At 34.2% G+C, this 16,543-nt stretch carries 16 protein-coding genes and 4 tRNA genes; 15 read left to right on the forward strand and 5 right to left on the reverse strand.

Going from position 1 to position 16,543, the window contains the following annotated elements; all coding sequences use genetic code 11:
• Positions 1-70: 70 nt before the first annotated feature.
• From speE to ACPLOV_RS04330, 12 genes are all read left to right on the forward strand, one after another.
• Positions 71-895, forward strand: a complete 825-nt coding sequence (gene speE / locus ACPLOV_RS04275) for a polyamine aminopropyltransferase (RefSeq protein WP_424908703.1) — start codon at positions 71-73, stop codon at positions 893-895.
• A 14-nt stretch (positions 896-909) separates the two neighbouring features.
• Entirely contained in the window at positions 910-1,773 is an 864-nt protein-coding gene (gene speB / locus ACPLOV_RS04280) for an agmatinase (RefSeq protein WP_424910708.1), read from the forward strand.
• 14 nt (positions 1,774-1,787) lie between these two features.
• Positions 1,788-3,038, forward strand: coding sequence for an ABC transporter ATP-binding protein (locus tag ACPLOV_RS04285; protein WP_424908706.1), 1,251 nt, complete (start codon positions 1,788-1,790; stop codon positions 3,036-3,038).
• Positions 3,039-3,053: 15 nt separating this feature from the next.
• Entirely contained in the window at positions 3,054-3,515 is a 462-nt protein-coding gene (locus tag ACPLOV_RS04290; protein WP_424908707.1) for a hypothetical protein, read from the forward strand.
• A gap of 23 nt (positions 3,516-3,538) precedes the next feature.
• Positions 3,539-4,780, forward strand: coding sequence for an NAD(P)/FAD-dependent oxidoreductase (locus ACPLOV_RS04295; RefSeq protein WP_424910709.1), 1,242 nt, complete (start codon positions 3,539-3,541; stop codon positions 4,778-4,780).
• A gap of 8 nt (positions 4,781-4,788) precedes the next feature.
• Positions 4,789-5,145 (forward strand): chorismate mutase, encoded by a 357-nt coding sequence (gene aroH, locus ACPLOV_RS04300; RefSeq protein WP_424908709.1) that lies wholly within the window; start codon positions 4,789-4,791, stop codon positions 5,143-5,145.
• A 12-nt stretch (positions 5,146-5,157) separates the two neighbouring features.
• Positions 5,158-5,808: a (d)CMP kinase gene (gene cmk, locus ACPLOV_RS04305; protein ID WP_424908710.1), complete on the forward strand. Its 651-nt coding sequence runs from the start codon at positions 5,158-5,160 to the stop codon at positions 5,806-5,808.
• Between the two features lie 4 nt (positions 5,809-5,812).
• A complete protein-coding gene (locus tag ACPLOV_RS04310; protein ID WP_424908711.1) occupies positions 5,813-6,394 on the forward strand; it encodes a lysophospholipid acyltransferase family protein in 582 nt (193 codons plus the stop codon).
• Between the two features lie 32 nt (positions 6,395-6,426).
• A complete protein-coding gene (locus ACPLOV_RS04315) occupies positions 6,427-8,418 on the forward strand; it encodes a bifunctional 4-hydroxy-3-methylbut-2-enyl diphosphate reductase/30S ribosomal protein S1 (protein WP_424910710.1) in 1,992 nt (663 codons plus the stop codon).
• A gap of 55 nt (positions 8,419-8,473) precedes the next feature.
• On the forward strand, positions 8,474-9,514 hold the full coding sequence (fni, locus tag ACPLOV_RS04320; RefSeq protein ID WP_424908713.1) for a type 2 isopentenyl-diphosphate Delta-isomerase: 1,041 nt from the start codon (positions 8,474-8,476) through the stop codon (positions 9,512-9,514).
• A gap of 102 nt (positions 9,515-9,616) precedes the next feature.
• The gene (gene speD, locus ACPLOV_RS04325; protein ID WP_068749060.1) at positions 9,617-9,991 is read left to right on the forward strand and encodes an adenosylmethionine decarboxylase; all 375 of its coding nucleotides are present in this window, start codon (positions 9,617-9,619) and stop codon (positions 9,989-9,991) included.
• A gap of 291 nt (positions 9,992-10,282) precedes the next feature.
• Complete coding sequence (locus tag ACPLOV_RS04330; protein WP_424908714.1) at positions 10,283-11,056, forward strand: CheR family methyltransferase; 774 nt, start codon at positions 10,283-10,285, stop codon at positions 11,054-11,056.
• Here the strand turns inward: ACPLOV_RS04330 and ACPLOV_RS04335 are convergent.
• The 5 genes from ACPLOV_RS04335 to ACPLOV_RS04355 form a co-directional block, all read right to left on the reverse strand.
• The gene (locus tag ACPLOV_RS04335; RefSeq protein ID WP_424908715.1) at positions 11,038-12,477 is read right to left on the reverse strand and encodes a sigma-54 interaction domain-containing protein; all 1,440 of its coding nucleotides are present in this window, start codon (positions 12,475-12,477) and stop codon (positions 11,038-11,040) included. The genes ACPLOV_RS04330 and ACPLOV_RS04335 overlap by 19 nt on opposite strands.
• A gap of 492 nt (positions 12,478-12,969) precedes the next feature.
• A tRNA-Lys gene (locus ACPLOV_RS04340) sits at positions 12,970-13,045 on the reverse strand.
• An 8-nt stretch (positions 13,046-13,053) separates the two neighbouring features.
• Positions 13,054-13,139 (reverse strand) — tRNA-Tyr (locus ACPLOV_RS04345).
• A gap of 10 nt (positions 13,140-13,149) precedes the next feature.
• Positions 13,150-13,225, reverse strand: a tRNA-Thr gene (locus ACPLOV_RS04350).
• 9 nt (positions 13,226-13,234) lie between these two features.
• Positions 13,235-13,311, reverse strand: a tRNA-Ile gene (locus ACPLOV_RS04355).
• A gap of 129 nt (positions 13,312-13,440) precedes the next feature.
• Here ACPLOV_RS04355 and ACPLOV_RS04360 point away from each other — a divergent pair.
• Genes ACPLOV_RS04360 through ACPLOV_RS04370 form a run of 3 tightly spaced genes read left to right on the forward strand, consistent with a single transcriptional unit; the run spans position 13,441 to position 16,476 of the window.
• Positions 13,441-14,490, forward strand: coding sequence for a M42 family metallopeptidase (locus ACPLOV_RS04360; protein WP_424909929.1), 1,050 nt, complete (start codon positions 13,441-13,443; stop codon positions 14,488-14,490).
• Positions 14,481-15,497 (forward strand): M42 family metallopeptidase, encoded by a 1,017-nt coding sequence (locus tag ACPLOV_RS04365; protein WP_424910711.1) that lies wholly within the window; start codon positions 14,481-14,483, stop codon positions 15,495-15,497. The genes ACPLOV_RS04360 and ACPLOV_RS04365 overlap by 10 nt, the downstream gene beginning before the upstream one ends.
• A gap of 1 nt (position 15,498) precedes the next feature.
• A complete protein-coding gene (locus ACPLOV_RS04370; protein WP_424910712.1) occupies positions 15,499-16,476 on the forward strand; it encodes a M42 family metallopeptidase in 978 nt (325 codons plus the stop codon).
• Positions 16,477-16,543: the final 67 nt, after the last annotated feature.

A 16,543-nucleotide genomic window follows, 5' to 3' on the forward strand; every position in this document is an offset into this window, starting at 1 on the left:
AATATTTTCTCCATATTTGGTATAATTTTTCCGATATAAAAGAAGCAATATAATAAAGGAGTGAAAGGAATTGGAATTCTGGTTCAGTGAATATCAATCCAAAAATGTAAAAATGAGTTACAGGATTAAAATGCAGCTACACAGGGAAAAAACAAAATTTCAAGAGTTGGCAGTTTTTGACAGTGAGGACTGCGGAAGAATGTTAATACTGGACGATGTGGTCCAGCTTACAATGAAAGATGAATTTGTATACCATGAAATGATGTCTCACGTCCCTTTATTTACTCATGGAAATGCAAAAAAAGTATTGGTGATAGGCGGCGGAGATGGAGGGACTTTAAGGGAAATTTTAAAGCATCCGGTGGAAGAAGCTCACCTTGTTGAAATTGACGAAGGGGTAATCGAAGCTGCTAAAAATTATTTTCCCGAATTGAGTGTAGCTTTCAAGGATGAACGTGCAAAAATTTTTTGTGAAGATGGTATAGCTTTTATTAAAGACAAGAAAAACTTTTACGATATAATAATTATTGATTCTACCGACCCCATTGGTCCTGCTGTGGGACTTTTTGCAAAAGAGTTTTACAACAACGTGTATGAAGCGCTTACAGAAGATGGAATTTTTGTCGCTCAGACGGAATCACCTTTCTTTTACAGTGAATTATTAAAGAGAATATATAAAGATGTATCCTCAATTTTTAAATATACAAATGTTTATATTGCTACCATTCCTACATATCCCGGAGCTCTTTGGACGTTTACAATGGGGTCTAAAAAGATTAATCCTTTAGAAAGAACCGTTGATAAAATTGATTTTGAAACCAAATATTATACTCCGGAAATTCATAAAGCAGCTTTTGTACTTCCGGCATTTATAAAAAAGATAATTTCCGGTTAGAAGGGGAGAGAAAGTTGCTCCAAAAGGAACTTTATCTCAAGAACTCGGGATTTCTTAGAGCTAAAGAAGATTATGAGACAAGTAAAGCTGTAATTGTGGGAGTCCCAATGGATTTCACAGTAAGTTTCAGGCCCGGCACCAGGATGGGACCCAGAAAAATAAGAGAAGTATCATATGGGTTGGAAGATTACAGCCCGTACTTGGATGAATCTTTAAATAATAAAAATTACTTTGATGCGGGAGACTTAGATTTACCCTTTGGAAATGTAGAAAAAAGTTTAAAAATAATTGAGAAATCGGTGGAGAGTATTTTGGAGGATAACAAAATTCCCGTGTTTTTAGGGGGAGAACATTTAATTAGTTATCCTTTAATAAAAAAGGTTGCGGAGAAATATCCGGAACTTGCAGTTTTACATTTTGACGCTCATGCAGATCTCAGGGACGAGTTCTTTGGAGAAAAATTTTCCCATGCTACTGTATTAAGACGTGCTTGCGAGCATCTCAAAGATAAAAGACTTTATCAATTTGGAATTAGATCGGGAATAAAAGAAGAGTTCGAATATATTAAACAGCACGGCTTTTTAAGCTTTGCAGAAGTAAAGGAAGGATTCATTAATAAATTTGATGAATTCAAAAATTATCCTTTATACATTACATTGGACATAGATGTTTTTGATCCTTCCTTTGCTCCCGGTACCGGAACTCCAGAGCCCGGGGGCTGTACCTCCAAGGATTTCTTTGATCTAATCCCTTACTTTAAAAAGTTAAACATTGTAGGTTTCGATATTGTAGAGGTATCTCCAATCAACGATATATCCGAAAGGACTTCCCTGCTTGCTGCAAAGATTTTAAGAGAAGTGCTTATTTGTATATGTTAAATGCAGGTGAAAGTATGAATTATGGGTTAAAGGTGGATAATTTATCCTTTTATTATGAAGATAAAAAAATATTGGAAGAAATAAATTTTGAAGTATTTCCGGGGGAGTTTATTGGTATTTTGGGGCCAAACGGTTCAGGTAAAACTACTTTATTAAAAAACCTTAACCGTTGGCTTTTACCCCAAAAAGGTTGTATTTTTATTGATAACGAGAATATAAAAAAGTTATCGATCCAATCCCTTGCAAAAATCATAGCAACGGTTCCCCAAGATACGCAAATAAATTATGATTTTACTGTAGAAGAGATAGTTTTAATGGGAAGGACTCCTTATCTTAAAGCATTGGAAAGGGAAAAAGAAGAAGATTATTTTATTGCTGAAAAATCAATGGAGGCCGTGGGAGTTTATAATTTAAAACATAATTTTATCACCCATTTAAGCGGTGGAGAAAGACAGAGGGTTTTGATAGCCAGAGCATTAACGCAACAACCGAAAATTCTTCTCCTGGATGAACCTGTATCTCATCTGGATATTAAATATAAATGGGAAGTAATGGAGATTTTAAAGGATATTTCTAAAACAAGAAATATTATTATAATTGCAACTCTGCATGATATAAATATTGCTTCAACTTTCTGTGATAAAATACTAATTTTAAAAGAAGGTAAGATATTTAAATTCGGGAATCCTAAGGAAGTAATAACTGCAGAAAATATAAAAGAGGTATTCGGAGTAGAATCCTTCGTCTCGGGTTTTACTGAAAAAGGTGCACCGCTTCTTATAACTTATGGAAAAGTTGTTGAAAATCATGAAAAAAAGAGCCCTATGAAAAGAGTGCACGTTATCTGCGGCGGAGGAACCGGAGAAAAGGTAATGATGTTATTGGAGAAAAAAAATTATGATATATCCTGCGGGGTACTTAATATTGGAGATAGCGATTGGAAAATAGCAAAAGCATTGAATATTAGAGTAATAGAAGAAATTCCCTTTTCGCCTATATCGGAGAAAAATGCAAAACTCAATTTAGAATTAATGCAGAAAGCGGATGCAATTATTTTAGTTAATACACCTTTTGGCTTGGGGAATTTGAAAAACCTTCAACTCCTTGAAAAATTAGGCGAAAAAGAAAAGAAGATCTTTATAGTTGAAGAAACGCCGATAAAGGAAAGAGATTTTACCAACGGAAAAGCAGAGGAAATATATAATAGGATAAAAGAAAAGAGTATAGTAGTTAATTCTGTTGGAGAACTTAATTATTATTTTTAAAAGTCGGAGGTTTATATGGTTAAGATAATGCTGGGAGATGAAGTGGTGCAAAGTAAAATAAGATTCAAGGTTCGATTAGACTTTAGAGGTGAGTATAAACCCGGTAGATTTCTATTTGGCAGTCGTCCCGTAGATCAGGTTGCCCAGATGATACGAGAAGAACAGGTTACGCTATTAAAGAATATGCCCATGCAGGGAATCGTTTTAGAAGACTATGATATTTCTGCAGAACCTTATGTAATTTTTGATGATTTAATAGGTGAAAAGGTAGCATATGCTCCAGCTATTCTAACTATTACAGCCGATTCCATCGAAGATATGGTTAAATTTATTATGAGGGAAGAGTTTCGGAAAATAGAAATACTTGAACCTCCGCAGATGATTATAACCAATAAGGATTTAGAAAGAATCCTTTTTAAGATGGGAGAGGAGTTCAGGTCCCACCTCATTTATTTTGCAAAAAGATTAAAAAAGTAATTATAGTATATGGGTGGAAAAAAATGAAAAAGATAGCAGTAGTTGGAGGAGGGGCTGCCGGGTTAATAGCAGCTTATTTTGCCAAAACAATAAATACTGATGTGACTTTATTTGAAAGAAACCATAATTTAGGGAGGAAAATATTAATTTCCGGTAAAGGTCGGTGTAATTTAACAAATATTAAGGATGTAAGAGAAATCATTGAAAACATACCCGGAAACGGTAAATTTTTATATAGTGCCCTTAATAGCTTTTCCAACATCGATTTAATAAATTTTATGGAAAAACTCGGAGTCAAAACAAAGGTTGAAAGAGGTGGAAGAGTTTTTCCTGTTTCAGATAAATCCGAGGATGTGGTGGTGGCTTTAAAAAGAGCTTTAGAAAAAAAAGGCATCATTTTAAGATTAAATTCAAGGGTAAAGGAAGTAATAGTATCAAACGGAAAAGTGTTGGGAATTAAATTATATGATAGAGAGGAATATTTTCCCTGTAATGCAGTAATTATAGCAACAGGAGGACTTTCTTATCCTTCTACCGGTTCTACCGGGGATGGTTATGAAATTGCAAGAAGCTTAGGTCACACCATTGTGGATTTAAGACCTTCGCTGGTCCCCCTTATAACAAAGGAGAATTGGGTAAAAGATTTACAGGGGCTTAGTCTTAAAAATGTTGAAGTTACTTCTTTCTATAATGGAATAAAAATTAATTCTGAATTTGGCGAAATGTTGTTTACCCATTACGGAGTATCAGGCCCTGTAATTTTAACAATTAGCCGAGAAATAGTAGATTATATTAACGAGAAGAAAGAAGTAATTATTTCCATTAATTTGAAGCCGGCTTTAACTTTGGAAAAAATTTATGAAAGAGTTTGCAGAGACTTTGAAAAATATAGCAGGAAGCTTTTTAAGAATTCCTTAGACGATCTTTTACCAAAAAAGCTCATTCCGGTAATTATAAATCTTTCGGGTATTTCACCCGAAAAACCTGTAAATCAAGTCAGCAAGGAAGAAAGAATGAAACTGGTTGAACTTTTGTCTAACTTGAAACTTACAGTTATAGGATGCAGGGAAAAAGAAGCTATAATTACTCGAGGCGGAGTTAGTGTAAAAGAAATAAATCCAAAAACAATGGAATCCAAATTAGTAAAAGGGCTTTATTTTGCAGGGGAAGTAATTGATATAGATGGTTATACAGGAGGATTTAATTTACAGGCTGCTTTTTCTACGGGCTATTTAGCAGGTGTTAATGCCTGTAAAGAGGGTTAGGTGAGAAAATGAAGATTAGAGGTATAAGAGGAGCCATTACCGTAAATTCAAACACAAAAGAAGAGATAATAAATTCAACAAAGGAATTGTTGAGAGAAATGATTGAAAAAAATCGGGTTGACATAGATGATATATGCTTTATACTTTTTAGCGCCACTGATGATTTGGATGCGGCATTTCCTGCGCAAGCTGCAAGAGAAATGGGAATGAAATATGTTCCGTTGTTGGATTTTTCTCATATGAAGGTTCCGGAGGCTTTAAAAAGATGTATACGCATATTAATGGTATTTAATTCTGATAAGAAACCGGAAGAAATAAAACATATATATCTGAAAGAAGCAAAAATGTTAAGACCGGATTTATAAGGGGGGTAAGTTTTGGGTAAAAGTTTAAAGATAGCTATTGATGGCCCGGCCGGCTCGGGTAAAAGTACAATCGCCAAGATTTTAGCTGAAAAACTCTCTCTCTTATACATAGATACGGGTGCCATGTACAGGGCAATTACTTTTAAGGCTTTAAAATTAGGAAGGTTTAATACAAAAGATATTATTGATATAGCAGAAAACTCTCAAATAATTTTCGACAAAGGCAGGATTTATCTGGATGGAATGGATGTGACGGAGGAAATAAGAAAACCGGAAATAGATGAAAAAGTATCTTTTACAGCCAGTATCCCTGAAGTAAGAGAAAGATTAGTAATGCTTCAAAGAAAAATGGCTGCCGAACAGGGAGTAGTGATGGACGGTCGAGATATTGGCACTGTGGTTCTTCCTGATGCCGATTATAAATTTTTTTTAACTGCAAACATTGAAGAAAGAGCGATAAGAAGATACAATGAACTATTAAAAAAAGGTGTTTTAAAAAGTTTTCAAGAGGTCAAAGAAGAGATCATAAGAAGGGATAAAAATGATGCTGAGAGAGAGTGCTCACCTTTTAAAAAGGCAGAAGATGCGGTAGAAATTGACACAACGGATAAGGATATAAATACGGTGGTAAAAGAATTGATGGAATATATTAAAAAGGGGTAAAAAGATGTTATATAGAATTGCAAAGTTATTATGTAAAATAATCCTTTTGATCTTTTTCAGAATTGAGGTTTTAGGAAAAGAAAATTTTCCAAAGAATGGACCTGTTATCGTTTATTCTAATCATAAAAGTTTTTGGGATCCTATTTTAATCGGCTGTATGCTGGATAGAACGGTAAATTTTATGGCAAAAATTGAACTTTTTAAAAATCCTATTTTTGGTTTTATCCTGAGGAATTTGTACGCTTTTCCCGTAAATAGAGGAGCTCCGGACAGAAAAGCAATTAGAAAAGCCCTGCAATTATTAAAAGAAGGAAAAGTTTTAGGTATTTTCCCGGAGGGTACCCGAAGTAAAGATGGTATGTTAAAAGACCCCGAACCGGGTATAGCTCTTTTTGCTATAAAAACGGAAAACTTAAAACTTGTACCTGTGGCGATTAAAGGAAATTACAAATTTTTTTCAAAAGTTCAGCTTATTATTGGAGAGCCTATAGTTTTTGAAAATAAAAATGAAAAATATAGTTCGGAAAAAATAAATGAATTAAGTATTGAATTATTTAAAAAAGTTGAGCAATTACTTGTGTCTTAAAATATTAAAATAAATATTCAGGATGTGAAATTATGAAAATATATATTGCTGATTATTCGGGATTTTGTTTTGGAGTAAAAAGGGCTGTTGGTATATTGGAGAATATGGTAAAAAAAGGAGAAGAGGCCTTTACACTTGGGCCTATAATACATAATCCTCAGGTGGTAGAATATTTTGCTAAAGAAGGGATAAAGCCAATAGAAATAGATGATCTTGATTCCGACAGGAAAAGAAATGTTGTCATCAGAACCCATGGAATAGAACCGGGAGTAGAAAAATTATTAAAAGATAAAGGAATAAATATAATAGATGCTACTTGCCCATTTGTTAAAAGGGTTCATAAAATCGCGGAGGAAATTTCTAAAAAAGGCCTTATGCTTATTATTATTGGTGAAAAAAATCATCCCGAAGTTATTGGTATTAAAGGACATTGCTTTGGAAAATGTATTGTAGTGGAAAATGAAAATGATGCTGAAAAGGTGGATAACTTTGATAAAGCTGCTGTAGTTGTTCAAACTACTCAAACCCAAGAAAATATAGATAAAATAATGGAAATTTTGAATCAAAAGGGAGAAATAGTAGAATTTTATAATACCCGGTGTGACGCTACTACAAAAAGACAGGATGCTGCAAAAAAACTGGCAAAAATAGTGGATGTAATGCTCGTAGTAGGAGGGAGAAACAGTGCTAATACAAATAAACTTGCAATTATTTGTGAAAAGGAAGGAGCAAGGGTTTACCATATTGAAACAGCGGAGGAAATAAAAAAAGAATGGTTTAAAGAAAAAGATAAAGTGGGTATAACTGCAGGTGCTTCAACACCTGATTGGATTATAAAGGAGGTAGTAAATAAAATGGAAGAAATAGCAAAACAATTTGGTGAAAATCATGAAACGGAAATTAGAAAGGGTCAAATTCTTGATGGAAGGGTAGTTAAAGTTACGGATAAAGAAGTAATAGTAGATATAGGAGCTAAGCAAGACGGAATTATACCGTTAAACGAAGTATCCTATAAGCCCGTAAATTCTCCCCTTGATGTTGTTAAAGAGGGAGAACATATAAAAGTATTTGTATTGAACCCGGAAGATAAAGAGGGTAATTTAATCCTTTCCAAGAAAAGGGCGGATTTTATTGTCGGGTGGGAAAACGCAGAGAAAGCCTATAACGAAAAAGAAACTGTAGATGCGACTGTTGAAGAGATTGTTAAAGGTGGTGCTCTGGCCAGGGTTTTTAATATAAGGGCATTTATTCCAGCTTCCCATATGGATTTTAAGTACGTTCCAGATCTTTCAAATTACATTGGTCAAACCTTGAAGTTTAAAATTATCGAAATTGATAAAGAGCAAAAACGAATAGTTTTATCCCGGAAAGCTTTTTTAGAAGAAGAAAGAGAAAAAACAAAGAATCAAATATGGGATAAAATTAAAGAAGGAGATATTATAACAGGTACTGTAAAAAGGATAGCTGACTTTGGTGCTTTTGTTGATATTGGTGGCTATGATGGGATGATACATATTTCTGATTTGTCCTATGGTAAAGTAAAACATCCTTCGGAAATATTAACTCCGGGTCAAGAGGTTAAAGTTAAAGTTTTGAAGATAGATAAGGAAAAAGGCAAAATATCCTTGGGACTAAAGCAGTTAGCAAAGGATCCGTGGACAGAAGTTGATAAAAAATACCATGAGGGGAATGTAGTTGAGGGCAAAGTGGTAAAAATAACCAATTTCGGAGTTTTTGTAGAATTGCAACCGGGAGTAGAAGGACTGGTTCATTTATCCCAGATTTCAAAACAAAAAATTAAACATCCACAGGAAGTTTTGAAGGTAGGGGATATGGTAAAAGTAAAGGTATTGGAAGTAAATTCAAAAGAAAAAAAGATAAGTTTGAGTATAAAAGAGGCTCTTGAAGAGGAAAATAAAGTATCAGGGGAAATGGAAGATCCAAAAGAAGAAGTAAAGGAAGAAGGTCTAAAAATTACCATTGGAGAAATTTTTGGAGATCTTCTTAAAAAGTCCATTCAATAATTAAAATTTTAAAGGGGAGGATTTTAAATCCTCCCCTTTAAAAGGAGAGGTGTAATTGTCAATAATAACAAGGCTAAAACGAAAAAAAGAACATATTAAGTATTCGCTTATAATGGAAAAACATATAAAAAGGGATGTATTCAAAGATATTACAATAATACATAATTGCTTGTCGGAGATTTATTTTGACGGATTGGATATTTCTTCTTCTCTAGTAGGTGCGAAATTAGATGTTCCATTAATAATTAACGCTATGACCGGCGGATTCGAAGAGAGTTATTACATAAACAGTGCTTTGGCAGAAATTGCGAGAGAAAAAAAATTGGCATTGGCTGTAGGATCTCAAAAAATAGCTTTTAAATATAAGCATGCCCGGAAAAGCTTTGAAATTGTTAGAAAAATAAATAAGGACGGGGTAATTTTTGCAAATATTGGAACCGATTGTACTTTGGATCAGGCCAAGGAATCGGTGAAAATGATAGAAGCGAATGCTTTACAATTACATCTAAATGTGCCTCAAGAGCTATTTATGAAAGAGGGAAGAAGAGATTTCCGCGGTACCTGGGAGAGGATACGGGAGATTGCTGAAAATTTAGATGTTCCGGTTATTGTAAAGGAAGTCGGTTTCGGAATTGCCAGGGAAGAAGCATTAAAAATATTAAAAGCAGGGGTAAAGACGATTGATATTGGGGGCTCTGGCGGCACCAACTTTATAAAAATTGAAAGTATGAGGCAAAAAGTTAAACCGTATAAATTTGCGAATTGGGGAATTCCTACAGCTGTTAGCCTAATCGAAGTCTTGTATGCTGTAGAAGGGAAAGCAGAAGTTATTGCATCAGGTGGGATTAAGGATGGACTGGATGTGGCAAAAGCCCTTGCTCTGGGAGCAAAAGCCTGTGGGATTGCAGCCCCTATTCTCTACCGACTTTTAAAACATGGTAAAAAATCGGTACTAAATTATATAGATGAGATAATTTATGAACTAAAATTAACGTTAGCGATGGCAGGAGCAAATAATTTAAAGGAATTAAGCGAAAGACCTATTTATATAGGTGGAAATACGTATAAATGGCTGAAATTTAGAGGTATTTACTAAAAAATCGCAGATTTTAAAGAAAATCTATTGACATTCTAAAATAATTTGCTACAATTTAATGTGATTGATTAATTTTTTTGCAAAGGGGGCTGTGATAGTAAAATGAAAGCATTGGGCCGTCACATCTTAGCGGAAATTTACGATTGCGATCCTTTTGTTTTAAATGACAGAGATTTAATCGAAGATATTTTGGTAAAGGCTGCTCTTGAAGCAGGAGCAGAGGTCAGGGAAGTTGCCTTCCATAAATTTAGCCCGCAAGGTGTAAGCGGTGTGGTAGTAATTTCTGAATCACATTTAACTGTTCATACGTGGCCAGAACTTGGGTATGCCGCGGTAGATGTTTTTACCTGTGGCGATAAGGTAAATCCGTGGGATGCCTGTAATTATATAGCTGAAAAATTTCAGGCAAAGCATATGACAGCTTCTGAAGTAAAAAGAGGGGTTTTTGAAAAACCTGTGAAAGTGGTAAACTTTTAAAAGAGACTGAAAGAAGGGGATAGGTTGATTTATAAGAACTCAATATTTTTTGATTTTGCGTTTGATTAAGTGGAAAAATGCGGGACGGAATGTCGCGCATTTTTCTGTTTTTATAGAGAATTTATATTTAGCATGAATAATATGATAAAGAATGGTTAAAATTAGAATAGACCCCCTTTACATTAGCCCCCATGGTACACTATTGTTTTGGTTGTGTACCATGGTTTTTTTTTATTTAATTATGTATAATTACAATATATAACAAACTATAAAATGGGTGAGGGGATTTTGTTGCAGGATAAGTATTACGAATTTATTGAAAAAATAAATAAAATAACAGGAATTAACCTTTCTTTATATAAGGAAAAACAGATGAAGAGGCGTATAGAATCCTTTATCAGAAGGCATGGCTTTGAGGAATACGATGATTATTATAAATATATTAAAGATGATCAAAATAGGATAAGGGAATTCTTGAATTATCTTACAATAAATGTTTCAGAATTTTTCAGGAACCCCGCACAATGGGATATATTAGAAAAAGAGATTATTCCCAATCTAATTTTAAGCAAAAATTCATTGAAAGTTTGGAGTTCGGCTTGTGCAAGCGGAGAAGAACCTTATTCAGTAGCTCTTTTATTCAAAAAGATGAATTATAACAAAGCAGAAATAATAGCCACTGATATTGATGAGGATGCTTTGGAAAGAGCAAAAAAAGGCATTTATTATGAAAAACTAATTTCAAATGTACCTGAAGATTTAAAAAAGAAATTCTTTATTAAAAGAAAGGAAGAATATGAAATATCTGCCGAGATAAAAAATATGGTGAAATTTATGAAATTGAATCTTTTAACCGATCCATTTCCGAAGGGGATTCATTTAATTTTATGCAGAAATGTTTTAATATATTTTACTGAAGAAGCAAAAGAAATGATTTACAAAAAATTTCATGAATCCTTAGCTGATGACGGAATTTTGTTCGTAGGAAGTACGGAACAAATAATTATGCCTCAGAGATTTGGATTTTCCAGTATAAAAAGCTTTTTTTATAAAAAAATTTCATAAGTTTCTTTTTGAATGCCGTATTTTTTTATTCTATATTGTAAAGATTGCCTTTTTAATCCCAATTTTTCAGCAGCCCGGGTGATATTGCCCTGGCATTCCCGCAATGTGTCAATTATTAATTTTCTTTCAAAATCATCCAATTGCTTTAAGGCAAAACTTTTTTGAGAAATTGTGTTGTCCATCAAAGCTTCATTTAAAAAATTGAAACTTACATATTTTAAAGAGTCAAAAGTTATTATTCCATCATCCTGACAATTCATTAAGCCTTCTATAAGGTGCTCTAATTCTCTTATATTTCCGGGCCATGAATATTGTAAAAATAAATCCATTAGCTTTTTATCGATTCCTTTTATGTTTTTACCGAATTTTTTATTGTACTTTTCAATAAAATGGTTCACAAGTAATATTATATCTTCTTTTCTATCTCTAAGAGGAGGAATTTCGATATATATTACACTTAACCTGAAAAATAAGTCCTTTCGTAAACGTCCAGTTTTTAATAGAATTTCAGGTTTTTCGTTAGTAGTAGCTATAATCCTTACATCAACCGGTATATCGTATGCTGCGCCAATTCGCCTTACTACACCTTCCTGCAGTACTCTTAATAGCTTACTTTGAAGGTTTAAGCCCATACTGTTAATTTCATCCAATAATAGAGTTCCACCATCCGCTTGTTCAAATAACCCTGGTTTATTTTCTGCGCCGGTAAAACTTCCCTTTGTAGTGCCGAAAAGAAGAGCTTCTAATAAAGATTCGGGTAAGGCTGCACAGTTTTGAGCAATAAAAGGACCATCTTTCCTGGGGCTTTCTGCGTGAATGCTTTGAGCAAAAAGTTCTTTACCTGTACCAGTTTCTCCATAAATTAAAATTGAAGAAGAGGTTTTAGAAACTTTTTTAGAAAAAGCTATCAATTCTTTTATCTTTTTATTCTCGCCGATTATAGAACTAAAATTATATTTCAAGGAAATATTATTATCCTTTAAAGTTTTTGCTCCCGAAGCTATTTGTCTTAGCTCTACCACTTTTTCTGCAAGGTGGTAAATATTAGTAATATCCCTGGATATTTCAAAAGCACCGATTATGTTACCTTTTTCGATAATAGGAAAGGTGGTATTTACCGCTTTAATTTCGTTTCCTAAAAAACTTCGATATCGCTGATATCTTTTTAAAACCGGCTTTCCCGTTTTTAGCACCTGGCATATTGTGCTTTCTTCGGGAGATAAAGAAGGGTAAACCTCAAATAAGTTTTTACCAATAACCTTATCGGGATCTATCCCTTCAAATTTTCCCAATATTTTGTTGTAGAACAATATTTTGAAATTATTATCGACAATTATTATACCCTCATCAAGAGAGTTAAATATCCTCTTTATTGAATCATAAGAAAAAATGTTATGAAGTTGTTTCTCTATATCGTACATATATATCACCAATAAAATATTTCTATATTATTAATTTATTTCCTTCTTTAAGCATAATATTTCCCGGGGCATAGCAATATTTGACAGTATTTTAAAAAAGACAAATAAAACTTAGAAGGATATAAAATAATGTCATATTATGGAGGTTATAAAACAAATTTTTATTTTTTCATATAACGATTATTACATGCTCCGTTTAAAGCTCATGTTAAGCCAAAAGCTTTAAATCCTGGTCCTTCTTTAGCTAAGGACGTTTTTATTAAAGTGTGGAATAGGAAATATTTAAAAACTGGGCAAACTAAATTGAAACCGTGTTGAAATAATTGAAACCAGGGGTTAAAAAGAATTTAGACACTTATAAAAAAAGAACCCCCGGTGAAGATCCGGGAGTGCTTTGATATAAATGTGACCTGAAATGTGACCATTTCACATATATTGCCAGAATAAAAGGCATGAAAAAACCTCCCTTTTCAGGAGGTTTATGTCTTACTATGGTGGGCCATGTAGGCTTCGAACCCACGACACCCTGATTAAGAGTCAGGTGCTCTACCAACTGAGCTAATGGCCCACATTTAATGGTGGAGAGAGGTGGATTCGAACCACCGAAGGCATCGCCAGCAGATTTACAGTCTGCCCCCTTTGGCCAGCTCGGGAATCTCTCCACTTACTTAATGGAGCCGACGATGGGACTCGAACCCGCAACCTGCTGATTACAAGTCAGCTGCTCTGCCAATTGAGCTACGTCGGCATAAAATTTTGGTGGGCCCACTAGGACTCGAACCTAGAACCGACCGGTTATGAGCCGGTTGCTCTGACCGATTGAGCTATGGGCCCGAACGCAATTTATAGTATACATGAAATTAAAAAATTCGTCAATACTTACAAATAAAATTTTTAGTTATAAAATTTGAAGGAAACTAATAATAGTTGTAGAAGTTATATATTGGAAGGGAGGCAAAAAAATTGGATATTAAAGATTTATTAAAGGAAATAATAACAGATCATACTCCTTCCGGAAGGGAACCGGAGGCTGCTTTTAAAGTAAAAGAATTGTTCGGTAAATTTTTTGATGAAGTTAAGGTAGATAAACTGGGAAATATTATAGGAAAAAAGACGGGAAAAGACTCTAAATTTAAAGTTATGATTGCTGCTCATATGGATGAAATTGGCATGATGGTTACAAAAATTGAAGAAAAGGGCTTTATTAGGTTTACATTTGTGGGTGGAATAGACCAAAGGATATTACTGGGTCAGGAGGTTTTAATTCACGGTAAAGAAATTGTTCCCGGTATAATAGGAAGTAAACCACCTCATTTGCAGGAACCAGATGAAAAAAGTAAAGCTTTGAAAAAAGAAGATTTATTTATTGATACAGGGCTTTCCTACGAAAAAATTAAAGATATTGTAAGTGTGGGAGATTTTATTACTTTTAAGAGAAGACCTGTGGAACTTTTGAATAATCATTTTGCTTCTAATGCACTGGATGATAAGGCCGGTATAGCAGCAATATTATGCTGTATAGAAGAGCTAAAGAAATTAATTTTTTCCGCCGATGTGTATGGAGTAGCTACTGTACAGGAAGAAGTAGGCTTAAGAGGGGCGATAACCTCGACTTATGGTATATATCCCGATATAGGTATTGCAGTAGATGTCGGTCATGGAAATATTCCAGATTTGCCCGAAGAAGAAACTTTTAAATTGGGAAAAGGTCCTGTAATAGCTTTAGGTCCCAATATTCATCCAAAAATTTATGAAAGATTGAAAAACTTAGCCGATGAATATAAAATACCTTATCAGATTGACCCAAATCCGTCCTATACGGGAACGGATGCCTGGTCAATTCAGATAACTCGAGCCGGAGTTCCGACAGGGCTAATTTCTATACCTCTTAGATATATGCATACTACCGTGGAAACATTAAATACTGAAGATATTAAACTGATTGGAAGATTGCTTGCATTGTTTATAGCTTCTGTGGATACGGAATTTGTGGAGGGATTAAAATGTTATTAAAAAGACTTTCTGAAGCTGCAGGTGTTTCGGGAAATGAAAATGAGGTGAGAGATATTTTAAGAGAGGAATTAAAGGGATATGCAGAAATTAGAACGGATGCTTTGGGAAATCTTATATTTGAAAAAAAGAATAAGAGCAAAAGACCAAAAATAATGCTGGCAGCACATATGGATGAAGTAGGGTTAATGATAACCTCTATATTAAAAAATGGTTTTTTAAAGTTTGAAACTGTGGGAGGCATTGATGAGCGGGTACTTGTTTCAAAGATAGTTACAATAGGCCCAAATAAGGTTTTCGGAGTTATAGGTGCAAAACCCATTCACAGGCAGGAACCTAAGGAAAGGGAAAATGCATTAAAAATAAAAAATCTTTATATAGATATAGGTGCTAAAGATCAAGAGGATGCGGAAAAAAAAGTAAAAATTGGCGATTACGCTTGCTTTAATACGGAATTTGAAATATATGGTGACAGTATTGTAAAAGGAAAGGCTTTAGATGATAGAATCGGATGTTTTGTGGTAGCGGAAATAATAAAGAGGAATTATGAGGTGGAAATTAGCGGGGCTTTTACTGTTCAAGAAGAGGTTGGATTGAGAGGTTCTGGAGTTGCAGCATACCAATTAAAGCCCGATGTTTGTATAGTGGTGGAGGGAACTTTTGCTTCCGATGTTCCCGGTATGAAAGAAGAAGAATATAATACTTTACTTGGCAGGGGACCGGCGATAACTACAATGGATAGAAGCTTTATTGCTGATAAACGTTTAAGGGATAGGGTATTTGAAATAGCAAAGAAAAATAACATCGTATGTCAGCCAAGAAGGACAAATTTAGGAGGTACCGATGCGGGTAGAATACAATCTATTGAAGAAGGGATACCGACAATAGTTATTTCCGTTCCTACGAGGTATATTCATTCACCCGTTAGTATTGCTGATCTTAATGATATTAATAATACGATTTCCTTGGTCGATGCTTTAATAAACGATTTTCAAGAAAGGGGAATATAAAGTGAAAGATTTAGTAAAAATTTTAACCGAATCTTACGGTCCTTCAGGGAATGAAGAAAAAATACGAAATATTATAAAAGAATTGGTGGAGCCTTATGCAGATGAAATTAAAATAGATGCAATGGGCAACTTGATTATTCGAAAAAGAGGCCCGGGAAAGAAACTAATGTTTGCTGCTCATATGGACGAAATAGGACTAATAGTAACTAATATTGATGAAAAAGGTTTTATAAGGTTTTCTAATATAGGAGGAGTATCTCCCCATGGGTTATTGGGGGAAAGGGTAATATTTGAAAACGGTACGGTAGGGATAATAGGAGTTGAAAAATTGGAAGACATTAAAGAGCTGAAGATGAAAAGACTTTATATTGATATAGGAGCATCATCGAAAGAAGAAGCAATGGAAAAAGTTAATATTGGTGATATGGCAACATACTACCGGGAATGCACTTTCCTTGGTAAAAATATCTCTGCAAAATCTTTGGATGATAGAGCCGGATGTGCTGTACTTATAAAAGTGCTTAAAGAAGTAAAAAATCCAAAATATGATGTATATTTCGTGTTTACAACTCAGGAAGAAGTAGGCACAAGAGGTGCCAGGACTTCGGCTTATGCAATTGAACCGGATCTTGCAATTGCTGTGGATGTTACCTTATGCGGAGATACTCCTGAAGGAGAAAAAATTGCAGTGGAACTCGGCAAGGGGCCGGCTGTTAAAATAAAAGATATGAGTGTTTTGAGCCATCCCGAAGTAAAACAGCTTTTAATTGATACTGCAGAAAAAAATAAAATTCCATATCAGAAGGAAGTATTGGATCTGGGTGGTACCGATGCGGGTGCAATACATCTTACAAAAGAGGGTGTACCCTCCGGCGGAATTGCAATACCCACAAGATATGTTCATACGCCATCCGAAATGGTTAATTTAGATGATTTAGAGAATACCGTGAAACTAATAATAGCTTTAATTGAGCAATAACTGTTAAATCAAAGTCTTATGTTTTTTAGCTTAATTTTTTTTAAAATAAAAAGGCAAAAAATTATAA

It is taken from the genome of Thermovenabulum sp. (genome assembly GCF_049723235.1).
GTDB lineage: Bacteria > Bacillota > Thermosediminibacteria > Thermosediminibacterales > Thermosediminibacteraceae > Thermovenabulum.

Excerpts from the sequence above, each read along its gene's own strand:
- ACPLOV_RS04290 (WP_424908707.1), top strand. The coding sequence starts at position 3,054 with ATGGTTAAGATAATGCTGGGAGATGAAGTGGTGCAAAGTAAAATAAGA.
- speD (WP_068749060.1), top strand. The coding sequence starts at position 9,617 with ATGAAAGCATTGGGCCGTCACATCTTAGCGGAAATTTACGATTGCGAT.
- ACPLOV_RS04315 (WP_424910710.1), top strand. The coding sequence starts at position 6,427 with ATGAAAATATATATTGCTGATTATTCGGGATTTTGTTTTGGAGTAAAA.
- aroH (WP_424908709.1), top strand. The coding sequence starts at position 4,789 with ATGAAGATTAGAGGTATAAGAGGAGCCATTACCGTAAATTCAAACACA.
- ACPLOV_RS04285 (WP_424908706.1), top strand. The coding sequence starts at position 1,788 with ATGAATTATGGGTTAAAGGTGGATAATTTATCCTTTTATTATGAAGAT.
- ACPLOV_RS04365 (WP_424910711.1), top strand. The coding sequence starts at position 14,481 with ATGTTATTAAAAAGACTTTCTGAAGCTGCAGGTGTTTCGGGAAATGAA.
- ACPLOV_RS04295 (WP_424910709.1), top strand. The coding sequence starts at position 3,539 with ATGAAAAAGATAGCAGTAGTTGGAGGAGGGGCTGCCGGGTTAATAGCA.
- ACPLOV_RS04335 (WP_424908715.1), bottom strand. The coding sequence starts at position 12,477 with ATGTACGATATAGAGAAACAACTTCATAACATTTTTTCTTATGATTCA.
- ACPLOV_RS04310 (WP_424908711.1), top strand. The coding sequence starts at position 5,813 with ATGTTATATAGAATTGCAAAGTTATTATGTAAAATAATCCTTTTGATC.